Genomic DNA, 15932 nt, shown 5'->3' with positions numbered 1-15932 from the left:
CATGGGCGAGACCCCCGACGAGGTCACCGCCGCACTCCAGGACCTGCACCAGGCGGGCTGCGAGATCATCACGATCACCCAGTACCTGCGCCCCTCCCCCCGCCACCACCCCGTGGAACGCTGGGTCAAGCCGGAAGAGTTCGTCGCGCACTCCGACATGGCCGAGGCGATCGGGTTCGCCGGGGTAATGGCCGGACCGCTGGTGCGCTCGTCCTACCGGGCCGGCCGGCTCTACGCCCAGACCGTCACCGCCCGGGGTGAGGAGCTGACCCCCGCGCTGGCCCACCTCGCCGCCGAGGGCGCCGCATCGCAGGAGGCTCGGTCCCTGCTCGCACGCAGCTGACCCGTATCCTGGGGCCCATGGCCGACAAGCCCGACAAGGCAGCGAAAGCAGAGGCGAAGCGCGCCCGTCGCGCGGCGTCCAAGCAGCGACGTTCCCAGATCTTCGAGGCGTTCAAGATGCAGCGCCGCGAGGACAAGCTGCTGATCCCGCTGATGGTCGGCTGCGTCCTCCTCGGCGGAGGGCTGGGCTTCCTCATCGGCCTGTTCTGGGGCCTGCAGTGGTTCACGCTGCCGCTGGGCGTCGCCGTCGGCGCGCTCGCGGCCGTCAGCATCTTCGGCCGCCGGGTGCAGAAGACCGTCTACACCAAGGCCGACGGGCAGCCCGGCGCCGCGGGCTGGGCGCTGGACAACCTGCGCGGCCAGTGGCGTGTGACCACCAGCATCGCCGGGACCACCCACCTCGACGCCGTGCACCGGGTCATCGGCCTGCCCGGGGTCGTCCTCGTCGCCGAGGGTGCGCCGCACCGCGTGAAGTCGCTGCTCGCGCAGGAGAAGAAGCGCACCGCGCGCGTCGTCGGCAACGTCCCGATCTACGACATCGTCGTCGGCAACGACGAGGGCCAGGTCCCGCTGTCGAAGCTGCACGTCCACATGCGCAAGCTGCCGCGCAACATCCAGCGCAAGCAGATGGACTCGTTGGAGACGCGGCTGGCCGCGCTCGGCTCCCGCACCGGGACGGCGGCGATGCCCAAGGGGCCGATGCCGCAGGGCGCCAAGATCCGCAGCGTGCAGCGCACGGTCCGGCGCCGCTGACGGCCGGCGGGGAGGACCTGCGCTCAGCGGGTCCTGATGACGATGGTCGCGCCCGCACGGTCGTGCCAGCCACGGCCGTCGTCGTCGCGCACCAGGGGCGGGACCACCAGCCCCAGCAGCAGGGTGCGCACCACCGCGCGCGGCACCCCGACGACGGCCCGCCCGTCGACCGGGGCCGCCCGCATGCCCAGCGCGAGCATGCCCGGCGTCGACCCGAACACCGCGACGGCCAGGGCGCTGATGCCGAACCACACCAGCCAGATCGTCCAGCCGAACGTCGACCCGCGGCCGAACGAGTCGGCGCCCGCGAACAGCAACGCCACCAGGTACCCGAGCAGCCAGTCGATCGTGACGCCACCGAACCGGCGCCAGAACCCGGCCACCGAGCCCGGCCCGGACTCGGGAAGCCCGAACTTCTCACCCGGGTGCGTCTGCTCCCCGGCGGACCCGGATCCGGTGGGTGAACCCGGCATCCAGGAGTCGATCCAACGGCTCATGCCCCCTAGCCTAGGCGGGCGATGTGAGGTCAGTCCCAGGTCCGGCCGTTAACCTCGGTGAAACGCGAGGGTGACGACCGGGCAACACCGCCGCCATAGCGTCGTCGACGAATTCGGTCGGCGTCACCACGTCGACACACGCGGGTCATCGCGGACTCGCCGGATCCCCGAGCCCCATCCGAAGGAGCGAGTGAGCGTGTTCAGCAACTCCGAAGAGGTACTCAAGTACATCTCGGACGAGAAGGTCGAGTACGTCGACATCAGGTTCTGCGACCTGCCCGGCGTCATGCAGCACCTCACCGTCCCGTCCCACACGGCGGCCGATCTCCTCCAGGACGGCGCCGCCTTCGACGGTTCGTCCGTGCGCGGCTTCCAGGCCATCAACGAGTCCGACATGGCGCTGTTCCCGGACTCCACGACGGCGCGGCTCGACCCGTTCCGCAAGCACAAGACGCTGAACATCAACTTCTTCGTGCACGACCCGATCACGGGCGAGCCCTACAGCCGGGACCCGCGCAACGTCGCCCGCAAGGCGCAGGAGTACCTGACCGCCTCGGGCATCGCGGACACCGCCTACATGGCGCCCGAGGCCGAGTTCTACGTCTTCGACTCGATCCGCTTCAACTCGAGCGCGCACGAGACCTACCACCACATCGACTCCGCCGAGGGCTGGTGGAACACCGGTCGTGAGGAGGAGGGCGGCAACCTCGGCTACAAGGTCAACTACAAGGGCGGCTACTTCCCCGTGCCGCCGGTCGACCACTACGCCGACCTGCGCGCCGACATCGTCTCGACGATGACCGCCATGGGCTTCGACGTGGAGCGCGAGCACCACGAGGTCGGCACCGCCGGCCAGGCGGAGATCAACTACAAGTTCGACACGCTGCTGTCGGCCGCCGACGACGTCATGCTGTTCAAGTACATCGTGAAGAACGTCGCGTGGCAGCAGGGCAAGACCGCGACCTTCATGCCCAAGCCGCTCTTCGGCGACAACGGGTCCGGCATGCACGTGCACCAGTCGCTGTGGAAGGACGGCGCGCCGCTGTTCCACGACGAGTCCGGCTACGGCGGCCTGTCCGACATCGCGCGTTACTACATCGGCGGCCTGCTGCACCACGCCCCGTCGCTGCTGGCGTTCACCAACCCGACGGTGAACTCCTACCACCGGCTCGTCCCCGGCTTCGAGGCCCCGGTCAACCTGGTCTACTCGGCCCGCAACCGCTCGGCCTGCATCCGCATCCCGCTCTCGGGCAACAACCCGAAGGCCAAGCGCATCGAGTTCCGCTGCCCCGACTCGTCGGGCAACCCGTACCTGGCCTTCTCGGCGATGCTGATGGCCGGCCTCGACGGCATCAAGAACAAGATGGAGCCGCCGGCGCCGATCGACAAGGACCTCTACGAGCTGCCGCCCGAGGAGGCCAAGGACATCGCGCAGGTGCCCGCCAGCCTGGACGCGGTCATCGACCGGCTCGAGGCCGACCACGACTACCTGCTCGAGGGTGGCGTGTTCACCTCCGACCTGATCGAGACGTGGATCGCCTTCAAGCGGGAGAACGAGATCGACCCGCTGCGGCTGCGCCCGCACCCGTACGAGTTCGCCATGTACTACGACGTCTGATCGGCATCTGACCCGCTGAGCCACGGCCCGGCACCCCCAGGACGGGGTGCCGGGCCGTCCTCGTGTGAGCGCGCGGCACCGACCAGGGAAAACCCTGCACCGCCAGCGGGGGTCGCCCGGTGCCGGGCGGCGCCGCGGCGGCGGACTCTCGTCGCATGACGACGACGCGCCCACCCGAGCCCCAGCCCGCCCCCGCACCACGGCCGCCGAGACGGCTGTCGCGCGGCGCCTGGATCGCGATCGTCCTCGGCGCCGTGGTCGTGGTGGTCGGCGGCGTCACGGCGGGAGCGATCGCGGTGGGGGTGTCCACCGCCCGCTCGTTGACCTCCGACACCACCACCCGCACGTTCCCCGGCGTCCGCGAGATCGTCGTCGACGCCGACGAGGGCCCGGTGACGCTGCGCCCCGCCGACGGCCGTGACGTCTTCGCCACCGCCGTACGGCACTTCGCCCCCGGCGACGAGCCCGTGGTCACCGGCGCCGTCGTGAACGGTGTGCTGACGCTGCGGTCGGACTGCCCGGACTTCAACATCGGCTGCGAGGTCGAGCACAGCGTCACCGTCCCGGCCGGGACCGTCGTGAACGTCCGGACCGTGGACGGCGCGGTCGACGCCGCCGGGCTCGACACGCCCCGCTTCTCCGCGACGACCGTCGCCGGGTCGGTGCACGCCGCCTTCGTCACCCCGCCCGGCGAGGTCCGCGCCGAGACCGTGGCCGGCGCGGTCCGGATCGTCGTCCCCCCGGGGGCCTACCGCGTGTCCGGGGACAGCGTGACGGGCGCCGTCGGTGTAGGGGTCGTGAACGACCCGGCCGCCACCCGCACGGTCTCGGTCGACACGGTCACCGGCGCCGTGGCCGTCGACGCGGCCTGACGGCTCCGCCCGCCTGCGCCCGGCCCCGCTCAGCGGGCCGGGCGCAGGCGACGGAGCAGCGAGGTCACCGGGACGAACGCGAGCAGCCAGCACAGCTGCGCCGCCGTCGTCGAGAGGAATGCGACCGGGATCGAGACGACGAACGCCACGACCGTGCCGCCCAGCCCGCCTACGGCCTCCTGGATGTGTGAGTGTGGCGTCCCCGGCAGGAACAGGCCGCGGCGGGTGAGCCACCAGAGCATCAGCAGCTGCAGGGCCGCGCTGATCGCGACCATCCCCGCGTAGTAGACCGTCGGTTCGACGAGGTCGCCGTACTCGGCGAGCAGCGACGTCGTGAACGGGATGAGCGCCACGGCCGCGAGCAGCGCGATGTTGACGACGAGCAGCCCGCCGTCGGCGCCACGGACCCGCCGGAGCATGTCGTGGTGCGATATCCAGAACCGGCCGATCACCGCGAAGCTCAGCACCGCCGACAGCAGCTGCGGCACCTGGCCGGCCACGGCGGCCCGTAGACCGGCCGGGGTCAGGTCGTCGGGGACCGCGATGTCGAGGACGAGGATCGTGAACGCGATCGAGAAGACCCCGTCACTGAACGCCAGCAGCCGCCCCACGCCCGCGGGTTCGACGGCACCCTCGCCGGGCTCGTCGTCCTCCCGCTCGGCGGTCGTGGCCGGGTCGTCACCGCTCATCGCACCCCCCTGCTCGACCGGCGTCCGCATCCTGGCCGATCGTCGACACCGACGGCGAGCCCGACACGGCTCGTACGCTCGTGGAGTGACCACTGCGCGCACCCTGTTCCCGCTCGACGCCACCTACGCCCGCGAGGTGCCCGGCATGTCGGTGCCGTGGTCCGCGGCCGACGCGCCGGCGCCGGAGCTGCTGGTGCTCAACGAGGACCTGGCCGCCGAGCTGGGGGCCGACCCGGCCGCGCTGCGCGAGCCCGACGGTGTGCGGTTCCTCGTCGGCCAGGGGTTGCCCGAGAGCGTGACGCCCGTCGCGCAGGTCTACGCGGGCCACCAGTTCGGCATGTACCAGCCGCGCCTCGGCGACGGGCGGGCCCTGCTGCTGGGCGACGTCGTCGACGTCCACGGCCGCCGCCGGGACCTGCACCTCAAGGGGTCGGGTCGCACACCGTTCGCCCGGGGTGGCGACGGGCTCGCGGTCGTCGGCCCGATGCTGCTGGAGTACCTGATGGGCGAGGCGATGCACGCCCTGGGCATCCCGACGACCCGGGCGCTGGCCGTGGTCGCCACCGGGGTGCAGGTGCAGCGGGAGCGGCTGCTGCCGGGTGCGGTGCTGTGCCGGGTCGCGGGCAGCCACCTCCGGGTGGGCACCTTCCAGTACGCCGCTGCCGCCGGTGACCGCGACGTGCTGCGCGCCCTCGCCGACCATGCCGTCGCCCGCCACCACCCGGAGGCCGCCGACGCGCCGCACCCGTACCTGGAGCTGTTCCGCCGGGTGTGCGCGGCCCAGGCCGACCTGGTGGCGCGGTGGATGCTCGTGGGCTTCGTCCACGGCGTCATGAACACCGACAACACGACGATCTCCGGCGAGACGATCGACTACGGTCCCTGCGCGTTCATGGACCGGGTCGACCCGGCGACGACGTTCAGCTCGATCGACGCGCGCGGCCGCTACGCCTACGGCAACCAGCCCGCGATCGTGCAGTGGAACCTGGCGCGGCTGGGCGAGGCGCTCGTGCCGTTGCTGGGCGACGACCTCGACGCCGCGGGCGCCGCCCTCAACGAGGTCCTGGCCGCGTTCCCGGACGTGTACGCGCGGCGCTGGGCCGAGGGGATGGCCGCGAAGCTCGGTCTCCCGGAGCCCGACCTGGAGCTGGGCACCGACCTGATGACGTTGCTGCACGCCGGACGTGTCGACCTCACCTCGTTCTTCCGGGCGCTCGCCGCGGGCACGGCGCGCGACCTGTTCCTCGACCGCGACTCCTTCGACGTGTGGGCGGCCCGTCGCGACGCGCTGCTGCCCGCCGACCGGGACGCCGTCGCGGCGGCCATGGACCGGGTCAACCCCGTGTACATCCCGCGCAACCATCATGTCGAGCCCGCACTGCGCGCCGCCGAGCGCGGGGACCTGGCGCCGTTCCGGCGGTTGCTCGACGCGGTCTCGTCCCCGTACGCCGAGCGCGCCGACCGGAGCGACCTCGCCGGGCCCCCGCCCGAGGACGCGATCCCCCACGTGACCTACTGCGGGACGTGAGGCGCCGGACCGGCCGCTGACCTGGATCGATCCGGGCCCGGGAGTGGAATCGATCAAGATCGTGGCGTTCGTCATTCCCCTGATCGGGCACACCCGCGGGCCGGCCCACGCTCCGGCCCACGGCACGGCGCCGGCCGCGACGCCGTCACCAGCGACGAGACGACGTGGCGGCGACACCAGGACGTCCTGAAGGTGTCGCAGAGTTGAGACGACCATGTCCCGACACCGCGGTGGCGGTGTTGAGTTGTGCGACGACGTCGGTTCTACTTCGTTCCCGAGCCCCCGCCGCCCGTGGGCCGGAAAACCGACCCACAACGCCCTTTTGGGGGAGCCATGACAGCGGCGATGCGCGACCGCGCCCAGCTGGTGTACGACTTCGCCGACGGCGACCGTACCCAGACCGATCTCCTCGGCGGCAAGGGTGCGAACCTGGCCGAGATGACCCGGCTCGGGCTCCCGGTCCCGCCCGGTTTCACCATCACCACGGAGGCCTGCCGGCACTACCTCGACCGCGGCGAGGAGCCGCAGTCACTGCGCGTCCAGGTGACCATGGCGTTGCGCCGCCTCGAGGACGGCCTGGGCCGGCGCCTCGGTGACGTCCAGGACCCGCTGCTCGTCTCGGTGCGCTCGGGCGCGAAGGTCTCGATGCCCGGCATGATGGAGACCGTCCTCAACGTCGGCCTCAACGACTACTCCGTGAAGGGACTGGTCGAGGCCGCGAAGGACGAACGCTTCGCCTGGGACTCCTACCGGCGGCTCATCCAGATGTTCGGCCGGACCGTGCTCGACATCCCCTCGGAGCGCTTCGAGGACCGGCTCGACGCCGTCAAGAAGCGCGAGGGCGTCACCACCGACGTCGAGCTCACCCCCGTCGCGCTGCAGGGGCTCGTCGAGGACTTCAAGCAGATCGTCTTCGACGCCACCGGCCGCGAGTTCCCCCAGGACCCCCGCGAACAGCTCGACCTCGCGATGCGCGCCGTGTTCGACTCGTGGAACACCGACCGCGCCCGCATCTACCGCCGCCGCGAGCGCATCCCCCACGACCTCGGCACCGCCGTCAACATCTGCGCCATGGTCTTCGGGAACATGGGCGAGGACTCCGGCACCGGCGTCTGCTTCACCCGCGACCCCGCCACCGGCAAACAGGGCGTGTACGGCGACTACCTCGTCAACGCCCAGGGTGAGGACGTCGTCGCCGGCATCCGCAACACCCTGTCGCTGGAGGACTTCGCCCGGCTCGACCCCGCGTCGCACGCCGAGCTCACCCGCATCATGCGGCGGCTGGAGACCCACTACCGCGACCTGTGCGACATCGAGTTCACCGTCGAGCGCGGCAAGCTGTGGATGCTGCAGACGCGCGTCGGCAAGCGCACCGCGGGCGCGGCGTTCCGCATCGCCACCCAGCTCGTCGACGAGCAGCTCATCACCCGCGACGAGGCACTCACCCGCGTCACCGGCCACCAGCTCGCGCAGCTCATGTTCCCGCAGTTCGACGCCGACGCCCCCCGCACGCTGCTCACCAAGGCCATGGCCGCCTCGCCGGGCGCCGCCGTCGGCGAGGTCGTGTTCGACTCCGCCACCGCCGTCGCCCGGGCCGCCGAGGGCCGCCGCGTGCTGCTGGTGCGGCGCGAGACCAACCCCGACGACCTCGAGGGCATGATCGCCGCCACCGGCGTCCTCACCAGCCGCGGCGGCAAGACCAGCCACGCCGCCGTCGTCGCCCGCGGCATGGGCCGTACCTGTGTGTGCGGCGCCGAGGAGATCGACGTCGACGCCGAGAACAAGGTGCTGCGCGTCAACGGCACCACCGTCGGCGAGGGCGAGCTGCTGTCCATCGACGGCTCCACCGGTGAGGTGTTCGCGGGCGAACTGCCCGTCGTCCCGTCGCCCGTCGTCACCTACCTGGAGAGCGGCCTCGAGGCCGCCCTCGAAGGTGTCGACGAGGAGGCCGCCGACCTCGTCCGCGCCGTCGATCGGCTGCTCCGCCACGCCGACCGCACCCGCCGGCTCGCGGTGCGCGCCAACGCCGACAACGCCGAGGACGCCACCCGCGCCCGGTCGCTCGGCGCGCAGGGCATCGGCCTGTGCCGGACCGAGCACATGTTCCTCGGCGACCGCCGCGTCCTCATCGAGCGCCTCGTCCTCGCCGACGACGCCACCTCCCGCGACGCCGCTCTCGCCGAACTCCTGCCCCTGCAGCGGGCCGACTTCGTCGAGATCCTCGAGGCCATGGACGGGTTGCCGACGACGATCCGCCTCCTCGACCCGCCCCTGCACGAGTTCCTGCCCGACCGCACCGAGCTCGCCGTCAAGATCGCCGTCGCGAAGGCCACCGGCGAGGGCGTGTCCGAGGTCGACGAGAAGCTCCTCGCCGCCGTCGAGCGGCTCCACGAGTCCAACCCGATGCTCGGCCGCCGCGGCGTCCGCCTCGGGCTGCTCGTCCCCGGCCTCTACGCCATGCAGGTCCGTGCCATCACCGAGGCCGCCGCGGAACGGGCGCTCGCGGGCGGGAAGCCGCGCGTCGAGATCATGGTGCCGCTGGTCGGCTCGGTCATGGAGCTGCACCTGATCCGCGACGAGATCGACGGGATCATCGCCGAGATCCAGGAGGCTGCGGGAGTCCGCCTCGACATCCCGATCGGCACCATGATCGAGCTGCCCCGCGCGGCGTTGACGGCGAAGCGGATCGCGGAGTCGGCGGAGTTCTTCTCCTTCGGCACCAACGACCTCACCCAGACGACGTGGGGGTTCTCCCGTGACGACGTCGAGGCCGCGATCTTCGCCGCCTACCTGGAGAAGGGCGTCTTCACGGTGTCGCCGTTCGAGTCGCTCGACCGTGACGGCGTCGGCGCCCTGATCAAGACGGCCGTCGAGAGGGGCCGCGAGACCCGGCCGGGGATCAAGCTCGGCGTCTGCGGGGAGCACGGCGGCGACCCCGACTCGGTGCACTTCTTCCACTACGCGGGCGTCGACTACGTGTCCTGCTCACCGTTCCGGGTGCCGGTCGCGCGCCTGGAGGCCGGTCGGGCGGCGCTGGTCGACGACACCGTGGGCGGCGAGCTGTAACCACCCCGAGCCCCACCCCGCGCGCAACCTCACTGCTGCCCCCGGCCTGAATCGCAGCAGTGGGGTTGCGCGCGGTCGCGCGCGGCGACGCGGCACGGGCGGCGGCACGGCACGGGCGGCGACGCGGCGCGGGGGCCGGCGCCGCGCGGGGCGGCGCGGGGGCCGGCGCCGCGCGGGGCGGCGCGCTGGGGCGCGAGCCGCAGGACGCGCCAGGCGCTCGACCGTGCTCTGGGCGCGGGCGCCGGACGCTGAGAACACGCTCGGCGAGCCGGCCACCGGCGAACGTGTCGTCAGCGCGACCGGGGGACACCTACGACACGTTCGCGAGGAGGTACCGGCCGCACGGGCCCACGCCCGTCGTGCGCGCACGGGTCCCCGCCATCCGCCGTGTCACGGGCGCGGTGGCGCCGCCCTCACGACACGTTCGGCGGCGGCGGGGGCCGGGAGCGCTGTCAGCCCGGGCTGCCGACCGGGGCGGGGGGCATGTCGATCTCCGTGGCGACGGAGCCGGTGGCCGGGACCGTGATCCGGGTCGTGGCCGACGCGCCCGCCGCGGCGACCAGCAGGTGGTACTCCCCCGCTGCGACGTCGCGCAGCTCGTAGCGGCCCGCGGCATCGGTACGGCCGGCGGCGACGACCTCGCCGCGGTCGTCGACCAGCGTCACCGTGGCGAGGACCCCCTGCCCGCCCGGGTCCCGGACGACGCCGGTGACGGCGGCCGGCCCGTCGACGGTGAGGTCGTACCAGGCGGGCCCACCGTTGACGGTGACGAGCTCGGCGACGGGTTCGCGCTCGCCGGACCGGGCGGCGACGACGTACTCACCACCGGCCTCGACGTCGATGCGGTAGGTCCCGTCGGGGGCGGTCTGCGTGCTGGTGACGAGCTCGCCGCCGATGTCGAACAGGGAGACCTCGACGCCGCGCAGGGCCCGCCCGGAGCGGTCACCGACGCGGCCGTGCACGCCGGGGCCGACGGGCAGCGGGGTCGTCTCGGGCTCGGTCCACGGCGACTCGCGCGGCACGGGAACGGCAGCGGGCTCGGGACCCGCGGCGGGCCCGGAGGCCGCGGCCCCCTCGGGGCCCGCGGCGGCGAGCGCCGCGGCGGCCGGCACACCGGCGGCGGCCGGCGTGAGGTCCGCCGGCACGGGGTCGGCCGGGACGGCGCGGCGTCGGCGGAGCCGGTCACGGAAGCGTTCCACCAGCGAGTACAGCACCGGGACGAGGACGAGCGTCAGCAGGGTGGAGCTGATCAGCCCGCCGATGACGACGATCGCGAGCGGCTGGGAGATGAACACCCCGCCGCCGGTGAGCCCGAGAGCCATCGGCAGCAGCGCGAACACGGTGGCCACGGCCGTCATCAGGATGGGCCGGAGCCGCTGTCCCGCGCCGTCGAGGATCGCCTCGCGCAGCGGCACCCCGGCGCGGCGGCGCTGGTTGACCAGGTCGATGAGCACGATCGCGTTGGTGACGACGATCCCGACGAGCATGAGCATGCCGATCAGCGCGGGCACACCCAGCGGGGTGTTCGTCGCCCGCAGCAGGCCGAGCGCGCCGGTGGCGGCGAACGGGATCGAGATGAGCAGGATCAGTGGCTGCAGCAGGCTGCCGAACGTCAGGACCATGACCAGGTAGACGACGGCGATCGCGACGAGCAGCGCGATCCCGAGCTGGGTGAACGCGTCGGACTGCTGCGTCGACACCCCGCCGATCTCCGCGTTCGCGCCGGCGGGCAGCTGCAGGCCGTCGAGGGTGGCGCGCAGGTCGCGGGTGACGGCGCCGAGGTCGTCGGCGGCCGGGCGGGCGGTGATCTGGGCGCTGCGGGAGCCGTCGGTGTGGCTGATGCTCGGCGCGGTGCGGACCTCGGCGACCGTCGCGACGTCGGACAGGCGCAGCGGCCCGGCGATCGGGAGGGCCTGCAGCGCGGCGAGGTCGGCAGGCGCGGTGCCGGAGCGGACGACGACGTCCTGCTGCACCCCGTCGACGGTGACGGTGCCGATCGTGGTGCCGCGCAACGACGCCGCGACGAGCTGGCCGACCGCGGCCTCGGTGAGCCCCGCGGCGGCGGCCTTCTGCCGGTCGACGGTGACCCGGATCGACGGCTGGGCGGCGGCGAGGTTGTTGCGGACGTCGGCGGCGCCGGGGATGGCGGCGACGGCCTGCTCGACCTGCCCGGCGGCGGTCTGCAGGACGGCGGGGTCCTCGGCACGGACGGTGACCTGCAGCTGGCCGGAGCCGAACCCGCCCTGGCCGCCCTGCACGGTCAGGGTGCCGACCGTGTCGGGCCCGCCGAGGGAGTCGAGCCGGGCGCGGAGGTCGTCGGTGACGGCGGTGGAGTCGGCGTCGTCGGTGAGGGTGACGGAGAAGCGGGTCGCGCCGCCGCCGGCGCCGGGACGGCCGAGGCCTTGCGCGCCACCGGGTGTGCCGACGGTGACCTGGTAGGTCGCGACGCCGGGGGTGTCGCGCAGGACGCCCTCGACCTGCTTCGCGGCGGCGTCGGCGGCCGGCAGACCGGTGCCGGGCGGCAGCTCCTGGCTGATGGAGACGGTGTTGCCGCCGGAGTCGCCGAGGAAGTCGGTGCGCAGGCCGGGGACCAGTGCGAACGTGCCGGCGAGGATCAGGACGGCGACGAGGATCGACACGACGGGCCGGCGCAGCGCGCCGCGCAGCACGGGCATGTAGCCGCGCTGCAGCCGTGTCGGGTTGGTGATCGGGCTGTCGTCGTCGTGCGCCGGCTCCTCGCCGGGCGTGGGCGGGCGCACCTTCAGCACCGCCGACGCCAGCACCGGGACGAGGGTGAGCGACACGAGCAGCGACGCCAGCAGGGCGGCGGTGACCGTCACGGCGAAGGGCCGGAACAGCTCCCCGACCTGGCCGCCGACGAGCCCGATCGGCGCGAACACCGCGACCGTCGTGATCGTCGAGGCCGTGATCGCGCCCGCGACCTCCTTCACGGCGGTGACGATCGCGGGCCTGCGCGGCCCGCCCCGGGCCACGTGTCTGGTGATGTTCTCGATGACGACGATCGAGTCGTCGACGACGCGGCCGATCGCGATGGTCAGGGCGCCGAGGGTGAGGATGTTCAGGGTCTCGCCGGTGAGGTCGAGGACGATCATCGCGACGAGCACCGACAGCGGGATCGACACCGCCGTCACGAGCGTGGCGCGCACCGACAGCAGGAACCCGAGGATCACCAGGATCGCGAACAGCAGGCCCAGCAGGCCTTCGGTGGTGAGGTCCTCGATGGAGCTGGAGATGAACGGTGCCTGGTCGAACACCGTCGTGACCTGGGCGTTCTGGGCGGGGCCGCCGAGCGCGTCGATGATCGACGGGATGGCGTCGTGGACCGCGGCCGACACGTCGACGGTGTTGGCGTCGGGCGCCTTCGTGACCGACAGGCCGATGCTGGCCTCGCCGTTGGTGCGGGTGTAGCCGGTGGCGGGCGCGGCGGCCTGGGCGACGGTGGCGATGTCGCCGAGCCGCACGGGCGCACCCGCGGCCGGGACGGCGGGAGCGGCAGGCGCTCCCGGACGCGCACCACCGGCGGCAGCCGATGCGCCCGGCGTCACGTACAGGTTGCGCAGGTCGTCGACCGACGTGATGGGTCCGCCGACCTCGACCGTCGTCGGGTTGCTGTCCGGGCTCAGCTGCCCGGCCGGGATGCGCACCCCGTTGGTCTGCAGCAGCGACGTCAGGCTCGCGAGCGACACCCCGCGCGCCGCGGCCGCCGCCGCGTCCACGGTGACCGTGATCTGCGGGTCGGCGACGCCCGACAGCGTCACCCCCGACACCCCGTCGATGCCCGCGAGCTGCGGCCGCACCTGGTCGCGCAGGACGGCGGCGACCCGGTCGGCACCCAGGTTCGACGACACGGCCAGCACCAGCACCGGGATGTCGTCGGTGCTGCCCGTGACGACGTTCGAGGTCACCCCCGACGGCAGCTGCACACCCTGCACGGCCCGCTGCAACGAGGCGGTGAGCGTCGACAGGTCGGTGCCGTAGGCCAGGTCGAGCGTGACCACCGACGACCCGCCCGTCGACGTCGACCGGCTGTCCTCCACGCCGTCGACACCGGCGACGGCGGCCTCGATCGGGCTGGTGACCTGCTGCTCGACGACGTCGGGCGACGCACCCGGGTACGGCGTCAGGATGGTCGCGACGGGCGCGTCGAGCGACGGGAACAGCTCCTGGCGCAGCGACGTCGTCGCGAACAGACCGAAACCGATGACCAGGACCGTGACCAGACCGACGACCGCGCGGTTGGCCAGACTCAGACGCGCGAGCCACGACATGGCGACGATTCAAGCGAACGTGGCGGCGCGTCCTGCAGCCAGGTCCTGAGGGTTCGCTGAGCGTCGCAGGTCGGGGGCCGGGTTCAGGCGGCCCGGGTGAGCGTGATCACCGGGATGGTGCGGATGCCCTCGGTCTTCACCTCGTACTCGGCGAAGCCCGGCATGATCGCCGCCTGGCGGGCGTAGAGGTCGTCGCGCTCGGTGCCGGTGACCTCGTCCGCCTGCGCCGTCCACGTCTCGACGTGCCCCTTGCCGTCGCCCACGTCGACCGTCACGCGGGGGTTGGCCTTGAGGTTGTGGTACCAGGCCGGGTGGTTCGGGGCGCCCGCGGCCGAGGCGAAGATCGCGATCCGGTCGCCGTCGGGCAGGTACACCAGCGGCGTGACGCGCTCGGCACCGGACTTCGCCCCCAGGTGGTGCACGAGCACCATCGGCGCGCCCTCGAACGGCGGGCCGACCTTGCCGTCGTTGGCGCGGAACTCCTCGATGACCTTGGCGTTGAAGTCCATCAACGTCCCTTCACTCGCGTCAGCTGCGCAGCAGCAGAACCCATACGGCGACGATCAACGCCACCGCCGCGAGCAACCAGAACAGCGCGGCCCATATTCCGCCCGACACCCCTGTCAGCCGGGCGAGCTGGTCGGCGTCCGAATTGCCCCGCCTACCCGTCCGGCGGCCCCGCTGCAGCTCCCCCACCGCCCGCAGCCCGCCGATGAGCAGGAACCACACCACCGCCGTCGCGAACGCCGTCCGCAGGTCCGGTGGGGCCGCGTACGCCACCGCCGCGGTGGCCCCTCCCGTCGCCAGCACGGCGAGGATCCCGAACGCGTTGCGGATGTGGACGAGCGTCACCAGCAGCAGACCCGTCGCCACCCACAGCGCGACGTCCGCGTGCCCTGCCGCGACCGCGAGCGCGCCGGCCAGGCCCAGCAGCGGCGGCGCCGGGTAGCCGCCCAGGAACATCAGCACCACGCCCGGCCCGCTGCCCCGGCCCGTCGAGTGCGTGACCCCGGAGGTGTCGGCGTGCAGCCGGATACCGGTCAGACCCCGCCCGGTCACGACGGCCAGGAGCGCGTGCCCGCCCTCGTGCGCGATCGTCACGACGGTGCGGGTGAGCCGCCACGTCAGAGTCCACACCACGACCGCCAGCGCGACCAGACCCGGGACCAGCACCTCCGGGCGGTCGAGTGCCGTCTGTACGCCCGCCGTGACGACGGAGAACGGATCGGTGGCCACGCCGCCAGTGTGGCAAAGCCGGATAAGAGCCTTGACCTTCCACCTGCTGGAAGGTTCAGGGTGGGGGACATGACCGGCCTGACCATCGGACAGCTCGCCCGCCGATCCGGCGTGCCCACCCGGACCATCCGCTTCTGGTCCGACGAAGGAGTCCTGCCCGAGACCGACCGCACCGCGGGCGGCTACCGGCGCTACGACGCCGCTGCCGTGGCCCGGCTCGACCTGGTCCGGACCCTGCGCGAGCTCGGGATGGGCCTCGACGCCGTCCGCGCCGTCCTCGACCGCAGCCGCACCGTCGACGAGGTCGCCGCCGCCCATGTCCGCGCCATCGACGACCACATCCGCGCCCTGCGGGTCCAGCGTGCCGTCTGCACGCTGCTGGCCCGCGGCGCACGCACCGAGAGGGAGACCGCACTCATGAACGACCTGGCCCGGCTGTCCGCCGCCCAGCGACAGCAGATGATCGACGAGTTCGTCGACGCCACCTTCGACGGCACCGACCCCGCCGCCCCCGGCGCCGGGATCGCCGGGGCCATGCGCAGCCTGCCCGCGTCGCTGCCCGACGAGCCGACCACCGAGCAGGTCGAGGCCTGGGTGGAGCTGGCCGAGCTGGTCGGCGACGAGTCCTTCCGCGCCCGGGTGCGCGAGATGGCGGTCGCCGCGACCCCGGTCGACGCCGCACCGGACGCCGCCCTGGTCGTCGAGCACTGCGGCGCCGCCCTCGCCGCCGGCATCGAACCGGGCAGCCCCGCGGCGGCGCAGGTCCTCGCGCAGGTGGGTGTCGGCGACCTCGACGCCGCCGCCCGCACCGAGCTGGCCGACCGCGTCGCGACCTTCACCGACGCCCGCGTCGAGCGCTACTGGGCGCTGCTCGGCGTACTCAACGGCTGGCCCGCCCGCGAGCCCGCCGTCCCGGCCTTCGACTGGTTCGTCGCAGCCCTCCGCTGCGAGCGGTAGTCGCGCCGCGGAGTGCTCGCCGGCCGCGGGACATGACCGTCACCAGCGACGTCCATGTCCCGCTTTCGGCGATCACCACGGGCCC

11 protein-coding genes and 1 pseudogene are annotated in these 15932 nt (G+C 73.1%); 7 read left to right on the top strand and 5 right to left on the bottom strand.

Annotated features, from left to right (window positions below):
* Both AB7F12_RS23385 and AB7F12_RS23380 read left to right on the top strand, forming a co-directional pair.
* Positions 1–343, top strand: a pseudogene (locus AB7F12_RS23385) (lipoyl synthase); the annotation flags it as partial.
* A 17-nt stretch (positions 344–360) separates the two neighbouring features.
* Complete coding sequence (locus tag AB7F12_RS23380) at positions 361–1095, top strand: DUF4191 domain-containing protein (protein WP_428501818.1); 735 nt, start codon at positions 361–363, stop codon at positions 1093–1095.
* Positions 1096–1118: 23 nt separating this feature from the next.
* Here AB7F12_RS23380 and AB7F12_RS23375 read toward each other — a convergent pair whose 3' ends face one another.
* Complete coding sequence (locus tag AB7F12_RS23375; RefSeq protein ID WP_428501817.1) at positions 1119–1592, bottom strand: RDD family protein; 474 nt, start codon at positions 1590–1592, stop codon at positions 1119–1121.
* Between the two features lie 196 nt (positions 1593–1788).
* Between AB7F12_RS23375 and glnA the strand changes: the two genes are divergently transcribed.
* Together glnA and AB7F12_RS23365 are read left to right on the top strand one after the other, a co-directional pair.
* Positions 1789–3210: a type I glutamate--ammonia ligase gene (gene glnA, locus AB7F12_RS23370; protein ID WP_428501819.1), complete on the top strand. Its 1422-nt coding sequence runs from the start codon at positions 1789–1791 to the stop codon at positions 3208–3210.
* A 155-nt stretch (positions 3211–3365) separates the two neighbouring features.
* Complete coding sequence (locus AB7F12_RS23365) at positions 3366–4082, top strand: hypothetical protein (RefSeq protein WP_428516856.1); 717 nt, start codon at positions 3366–3368, stop codon at positions 4080–4082.
* A 29-nt stretch (positions 4083–4111) separates the two neighbouring features.
* On the opposite strand, the gene AB7F12_RS23360 is transcribed toward AB7F12_RS23365, so the two are convergent.
* Positions 4112–4801 carry a TMEM175 family protein gene (locus AB7F12_RS23360; protein ID WP_428501815.1) on the bottom strand — a complete coding sequence of 230 codons (690 nt, stop codon included), beginning with the start codon at positions 4799–4801 and terminating at the stop codon, positions 4112–4114.
* A gap of 55 nt (positions 4802–4856) precedes the next feature.
* On the opposite strand from AB7F12_RS23360, the gene AB7F12_RS23355 reads away from it, so the two are divergent.
* Positions 4857–6299 (top strand): protein adenylyltransferase SelO, encoded by a 1443-nt coding sequence (locus tag AB7F12_RS23355; protein ID WP_428501813.1) that lies wholly within the window; start codon positions 4857–4859, stop codon positions 6297–6299.
* Positions 6300–6632: 333 nt separating this feature from the next.
* The gene (gene ppdK / locus AB7F12_RS23350) at positions 6633–9365 is read left to right on the top strand and encodes a pyruvate, phosphate dikinase (protein WP_428501812.1); all 2733 of its coding nucleotides are present in this window, start codon (positions 6633–6635) and stop codon (positions 9363–9365) included.
* 452 nt (positions 9366–9817) lie between these two features.
* Here ppdK and AB7F12_RS23345 read toward each other — a convergent pair whose 3' ends face one another.
* The 3 genes from AB7F12_RS23345 to AB7F12_RS23335 all read right to left on the bottom strand — a co-directional run bounded on the left by AB7F12_RS23345 (position 9818) and on the right by AB7F12_RS23335 (position 14890).
* Positions 9818–13654, bottom strand: coding sequence for an efflux RND transporter permease subunit (locus tag AB7F12_RS23345; protein ID WP_428501811.1), 3837 nt, complete (start codon positions 13652–13654; stop codon positions 9818–9820).
* A gap of 83 nt (positions 13655–13737) precedes the next feature.
* On the bottom strand, positions 13738–14163 hold the full coding sequence (locus tag AB7F12_RS23340; protein WP_428501810.1) for a nitroreductase/quinone reductase family protein: 426 nt from the start codon (positions 14161–14163) through the stop codon (positions 13738–13740).
* A 19-nt stretch (positions 14164–14182) separates the two neighbouring features.
* Positions 14183–14890 carry a M50 family metallopeptidase gene (locus tag AB7F12_RS23335; RefSeq protein ID WP_428501809.1) on the bottom strand — a complete coding sequence of 236 codons (708 nt, stop codon included), beginning with the start codon at positions 14888–14890 and terminating at the stop codon, positions 14183–14185.
* A gap of 69 nt (positions 14891–14959) precedes the next feature.
* Here AB7F12_RS23335 and AB7F12_RS23330 point away from each other — a divergent pair, with 69 nt between their 5' ends.
* A complete protein-coding gene (locus tag AB7F12_RS23330; protein ID WP_428501808.1) occupies positions 14960–15847 on the top strand; it encodes a MerR family transcriptional regulator in 888 nt (295 codons plus the stop codon).
* The last annotated feature ends 85 nt before the right edge of the window (positions 15848–15932 follow it).

It is taken from the genome of Pseudonocardia sp. (genome assembly GCF_050250275.1).
Taxonomy (GTDB): domain Bacteria; phylum Actinomycetota; class Actinomycetes; order Mycobacteriales; family Pseudonocardiaceae; genus Pseudonocardia.
This window is presented reverse-complemented; position numbering and strand designations above follow the sequence as displayed.

Coding starts and splice junctions, on each gene's coding strand:
- AB7F12_RS23360 (WP_428501815.1), bottom strand. CDS start 4,801: ATGCGGACGCCGGTCGAGCAGGGGGGTGCGATGAGCGGTGACGACCCG.
- AB7F12_RS23340 (WP_428501810.1), bottom strand. CDS start 14,163: ATGGACTTCAACGCCAAGGTCATCGAGGAGTTCCGCGCCAACGACGGC.
- AB7F12_RS23345 (WP_428501811.1), bottom strand. CDS start 13,654: ATGTCGTGGCTCGCGCGTCTGAGTCTGGCCAACCGCGCGGTCGTCGGT.
- ppdK (WP_428501812.1), top strand. CDS start 6,633: ATGACAGCGGCGATGCGCGACCGCGCCCAGCTGGTGTACGACTTCGCC.
- AB7F12_RS23380 (WP_428501818.1), top strand. CDS start 361: ATGGCCGACAAGCCCGACAAGGCAGCGAAAGCAGAGGCGAAGCGCGCC.
- AB7F12_RS23375 (WP_428501817.1), bottom strand. CDS start 1,592: ATGAGCCGTTGGATCGACTCCTGGATGCCGGGTTCACCCACCGGATCC.
- AB7F12_RS23330 (WP_428501808.1), top strand. CDS start 14,960: ATGACCGGCCTGACCATCGGACAGCTCGCCCGCCGATCCGGCGTGCCC.
- AB7F12_RS23365 (WP_428516856.1), top strand. CDS start 3,366: ATGACGACGACGCGCCCACCCGAGCCCCAGCCCGCCCCCGCACCACGG.